The organism is Phormidium pseudopriestleyi FRX01 (assembly GCF_017313335.1).
GTDB lineage: Bacteria > Cyanobacteriota > Cyanobacteriia > Cyanobacteriales > Laspinemataceae > Laspinema > Laspinema pseudopriestleyi.
The window spans coordinates 1-4,867 of sequence record NZ_JAFLQW010000570.1 but is presented as its reverse complement, the minus strand read 5'-3'; the positions used below and the strand labels follow the sequence as shown (position 1 = coordinate 4,867).

5 protein-coding genes are annotated in these 4,867 nt (G+C 50.7%); all 5 read right to left on the bottom strand.

From position 1 onward, the window contains the following. A partial coding sequence (locus tag J0895_RS21700) for a zinc ribbon domain-containing protein (RefSeq protein WP_422894345.1) occupies window positions 1-215 on the bottom strand: 215 nt, incomplete at its 3' end. Window positions 216-388: 173 nt separating this feature from the next. Continuing rightward, complete coding sequence (locus tag J0895_RS21695; protein WP_207090078.1) at window positions 389-1,015, bottom strand: molybdenum cofactor guanylyltransferase; 627 nt, start codon at window positions 1,013-1,015, stop codon at window positions 389-391. 304 nt (window positions 1,016-1,319) lie between these two features. Next, window positions 1,320-2,423: an anthranilate phosphoribosyltransferase family protein gene (locus J0895_RS21690; RefSeq protein ID WP_207090077.1), complete on the bottom strand. Its 1,104-nt coding sequence runs from the start codon at window positions 2,421-2,423 to the stop codon at window positions 1,320-1,322. A 114-nt stretch (window positions 2,424-2,537) separates the two neighbouring features. Further along, window positions 2,538-3,515 (bottom strand): LysR family transcriptional regulator, encoded by a 978-nt coding sequence (locus tag J0895_RS21685; RefSeq protein WP_207090076.1) that lies wholly within the window; start codon window positions 3,513-3,515, stop codon window positions 2,538-2,540. A gap of 868 nt (window positions 3,516-4,383) precedes the next feature. After that, window positions 4,384-4,867, bottom strand: a 484-nt coding sequence (locus J0895_RS21680; RefSeq protein WP_207090075.1) for a HEAT repeat domain-containing protein, incomplete at its 5' end; no start/stop codon positions are given.

The following is a 4,867-nucleotide window of genomic DNA, read 5'->3' as shown; positions in this document are numbered from 1 at the left end:
TACTGCCTTTTGTCCAGGGGCATTTTTTGTCGGTGTCCGCAGTTGGAACAAATCTGTGAACTGGGATACCACGGGTCAATCAGCGTTAATTTGCTCCCATACCACTGGCATTTATACTCAATCGGGCGACGAAACTCATAACTGACTTTTTTTAACTCCTCAACAATCTTTGTGTTCGGGTGACGGAGGCTATCATAAAGACTAGCAAAAAACAATGTAGATGGTGATCCTCTGCATAATTTTTGCGACTTCGGCAATCCTAAACTTGCTCATAACCTTATAATAGCATAAAAAATAAGTAAGTTTAAACAGCTTTAGTCAGAAATTTAAACTCTGTCTCCAGCCCTCGAAACCGGACGGCGATCGCGCAAGGGCGACAATCCGGAGGCTACTCAGGGTTAGGGGCGTGCAAATCCCCAGGCATATTAAAATTTCTTAACATCCGGAATTCTGCCGTGCCGACTTCCAGGGGAGTCGCCCCAATCTCGGGTAACCACCGTTGAAACGATCGCCCCCCTTCGTCCAGAAACTGCCGCAACGGTTCTAAAGCCGATCGCCGGTAAAATCCACACATCGGATGCCAAAGCGTTCCCTGCTGCGGAACCAAAGCCAGACTCTGCGGAGGTAGATTGGGTAATTGAGAAGCCCACTGTTGGACGATCGCCGGATCTAATAACGGTAAATCACAGGCTAACAACAACACCCACTCCGCCTCAATCTGACTCAACCCCTCCAAAACCGCCCCTAAAGGACCCCGTTGGTGATCCGTCTCTTGCAGTGCCTGTACCGTCCTTCCCGAGAGATATTCCGGAGTCAGCATGGACTCATAGCGTTTCGGCCAAGGCGTGATCAGATAAACCTGGGGCGTACAGTAGCAGGCCACTTCACAGACGCGCTGGAGTAGGGACTTCCCCTCCCAGAGGATTTGGGCTTTATCTTCCCCCATGCGAGAACTCTGGCCTCCAGCGAGGACCAAGGCAGCGAGTTGGGGATGGGTGGGAATGGATTCGCTCATCGTTTTCTAGGGCATTGGGACAGGGGAAAGAGAAACCCTCAAGGACTCTGTTGGCGAATCAAGAAAGAGACCTCTCCCCGGCCCTCTCCTAAGAGGAGAGGGAGGTATAAGGAATAAATATCTTTGCTGGGAGGGGCTTTCCGGCTCCCCCTTCCCTCTTAGGGAAGGGGGTGGGGGGGTTAGGTCTCCCGTTAACCAACTTCAGTCCTCAAGGGTGGGGCTATGACGAAGCCTGCCTACGCAGGCTGCTATACGAAAACAGGTCTTTAACAACCGGATTTGGTATCATCCGGACCCGCAAGGGTTAATCCAAGACCGATCGCGAACTCACCGATTGAGTAATTTCCTGGAGTTTAGCAGCAACTCGACCGCTTTTAAACCCTTCACGCGCTTGAGCAATGCCGCTGATCAGGTCTACCGCAACACCAGAATGCCAGAGGTAAAATCCCCCACTCCAGACCGCAGACTCCATGAGTTGGCTGGGTTCACCGCGTAAAACGCCCTGCATTTGGGCCGGGAATGCGGAGGATTGGAACGGGACATTTTCCGGGGTAAATCCGTAGTCACGAGGATGCAGAAGCAGGCGATCAAAGGGATCGCAATGGGGAGACTCGGAGTCGGAAACCGCAGGTGGGGGGGAAGTCTCAGAGGGATTGCTATATCCGATAATAGCGGTACGTTCGCGAGGTAAATCGCAACTGCCTTCTAATCCTTTGACTGTGGTCAAGCGGGTGTCCCCGCGTAATCCTAAAGCATTGCGAAACATCAGTTCGGTGGGGGGATGGACGAATCCAGCGACGAGGTGGCGATCGCCGGGGTAGGGAGACCAAATCAGTTCTAAGGTAGCTACTGGGGGTCGTTTTCCCAATTGCTCCCGGTAGGGAACCAGACTCTGCGCTTCGGGAAACTGTTTGGGAAGATAAACAAATCCCACTCCAGTTGCTTGCAAGACAGATTGGAGTTGTTTGAGGTCGAGGGTTCGCCAGTTCACCCCCAAGGCATCCCAAATTTCCACAAAAGGGATGCCATATTTAGTCGGCATTTGATCGCCGCCGTGGAGGAGTACAGGTTGACCGTAACTGGCGAGGAGGATGGCACTCAAGACGGTGACGGGTGCAGTTCGCGATCGCCCATCGTAGGGACATCCCCAGACCATTACTGGGGACGAGGTGGCGATCGCTCCAAGTTTTGGCCCGATTTCGTCGTAGGCATCCAGCATCCCCGCCAATTCTTCCCCCGTCGGACGCTTGATGCGGTGAGCGATTAAAAATGCCCCGATTTGTGCCGGGGTCGCTGAACCTACAAGCATCATCCGCATTGCCTCGGCTGCTTCTGTGCGGGAGAGGTTTTGGCTGGTGTGGGGACCACTGCCGACTTTCTTGACAAATTCTCTGAACGCTGTACTCATGATTGAGAGGGGGAATAAAGGGGGAATAAAAGGGAAAAAACCGGGGAATCTGGGGTGGGGGTGCGGAATCAGTTTAAATGAACATCAGAGAAATACCAGCAGAAATTCCCGACCCTAACCTGATGCCACTTTGATCGGCAAAAAGTCATGAACCAGTTGCCAAAAGTGTTGGATGGGGGGAATTTGGAGGCGATCGCTCGTCGTAACAATCACCACTTGCCGATTCCAACCCGAATCCCCAGGCACAGTCGGGTAAATTCCGTTCAATGAGGAGGAGTTTGCAGTGGAATCAATTTCAGAGGCCGGGGGTAGAGATCGAATAGCAAGTTTCGGGTCGAAACGGGCTTCAACTAAGGCCGATTCAGGCAACAGCGCCACCATGTCCCCCTCCTGGACGACCCCACGAAACGCATCGGGAGTATTTAACTCCAACACCGCACGCAAAGTCAGGTTGTATTTAGCAAAGATATCTTGAACCAACCGCTGCATTCCATAGCCATCTTTAAAGACAACTTGAGGATAGCGGGCTAATTCTTGCCAGGGTACGGGGTCATATTGAGCCAGGGGATGACTCGCTGCCATTAACACTTGAATGGACTCATTGTAGAGAATATCTACCACCATTTCTGCACTAGAGGTTAAGAGGCGGTTATTCATAACGATCGCCAAATCAACGAGGCCATCTTTCAGGACTTTTAAAGCGCGATCGCTCCCTAATGCCGTCACCCGTAACTGAACCTCTGGATACTGCCGACAAAATTTCCGTAAAATAGGCGGTAAATAATAGGCACAAACCGAGTGAATTGCAGCGACACAGAGTTCCGGTTGTTTCCCTTCTAATAAATTGCTTAGTTCCTCTTTTGCGGTGTGCCATTCCTGACAAATTTTGCGGGCATGGGGGAAAAATCGTTCTCCGGGCAAGGTTAATTTTGCCTGGGCACTGCGATGAAATAACTGCAAACCCAGTTCTGCTTCCAGAGACTGAATTTGACGGCTAATTGTAGATTGGGTGACCCCGCATCGACGGGCCGCTTGTTGGAAGCTACCCGTATCAGCAATTGCCATAAAAGCTTGTAACTGCTCTAGGCGCATATATGGAGAGACAAATAAGATTTTTTCGCATTTTTTATCTTACCTGAAAGCCCCCAAATTTTTCGTACAAATTGATACCAGATTTTCAGGAATTTTCTCTATCCTTGGGTTAATATGGGCAATAATTGCATAGGAGTTCGGGACAACCCCAGGGGACCGACCCGTAAAAACTCTTCCGGGTGAGACCCCAGTCCTCTCCCCTCACCTTGCAACTTGAGTCAGGGGGGAGGATCAGATGTAGAAGGGTGAGGTTTTTAGGGGCAAAAAAGTCGCATTCCCAATCCGGTGCTGATCGGCCCTGTTGAATCAGCCCACCCCTGCGGGCTTTATTTTGACAATTTCACTTTTTGAAAATTCGGGTAATTCAAAACGTGAAAGGGGTTCGGAATGTCTCGATAAAAACATCGCTATTGTCGTTATTTAGATTCGGTGCGGTCAACCGTAATGACCCCAGGATTCCAAGAAATATTAGGAGTGATTTAATACTTATAAAATCCTTCAAAGTGAAAACGAATATCCTAAGAAAAACCCGGATTTTCAGGTATATCCAAAGGGAGCATCTCAATTTTGCCGAAAAACCGATCTGACCTCTCCCCCCTGCCCCCCTCCCCTGCCAGGTCCGGGGGGAATTGAAGTCTTTCTCCCCCGGACCTCAGAGGTCCGGGGGTGGGGGGGTTAGGTCTCCCGTTAACCAACTTCAGTCCTCAAGGGTGGGGCACTTGCGGACAAAGCCTGCCTACGCAGGCTCAAGAGTCAAGTTTTTCACCGCAGAACTTGGATAATTTATTTTTTTGGACTCCCTAATGCGAATCACCATAAACGTAAAAAACCTACTCTTGTAAGGCCGATCGCCCCTTGTCAGAATTCCCTAACTTTTTACCCATTCTTCCAAAGCGATCGCCACCCCTTGTTGGAGAGAGGGACTGGCAGTGGGTTGACGGGAGAAGTCCAGCAGTTGCAGATAGGCTTCGTCGGGCGCAATCTGTTTCAGGGCGGCGATCGCATGAAACCGGACCCCAGCCTCAGAGGTGGCTAACAGTTGAATCAGTGGCTCTATACTGGTTTTTTGTCCAAGATAACCCAATGCCGAGGCGATCGCTTGTTTCCTCCGGATCAAGTCTTTCCCATTTACTTTGGGCTTACTGTTTAACCGTTCGATCAGCATCTGCGCCGCTTTCGGCTTCAACTGTGGCACTTCGATCCGTCCTAGTAGGGAGACAATTTCTGCGATCACTTCGGGACTGAAGCCATTCTGTTCGCGGCTGACTAATGCTTTTTCTAAATACTCCAAGGCTTCCGGAGTTCCCATCCAAGCTAAGGCACGAACCGCATGAATTTGTAAGGGGATGGAG

Excerpts from the sequence above, each read along its gene's own strand:
- J0895_RS21685 (WP_207090076.1), bottom strand. The coding sequence starts at position 3,515 with ATGCGCCTAGAGCAGTTACAAGCTTTTATGGCAATTGCTGATACGGGT.
- J0895_RS21690 (WP_207090077.1), bottom strand. The coding sequence starts at position 2,423 with ATGAGTACAGCGTTCAGAGAATTTGTCAAGAAAGTCGGCAGTGGTCCC.
- J0895_RS21695 (WP_207090078.1), bottom strand. The coding sequence starts at position 1,015 with ATGAGCGAATCCATTCCCACCCATCCCCAACTCGCTGCCTTGGTCCTC.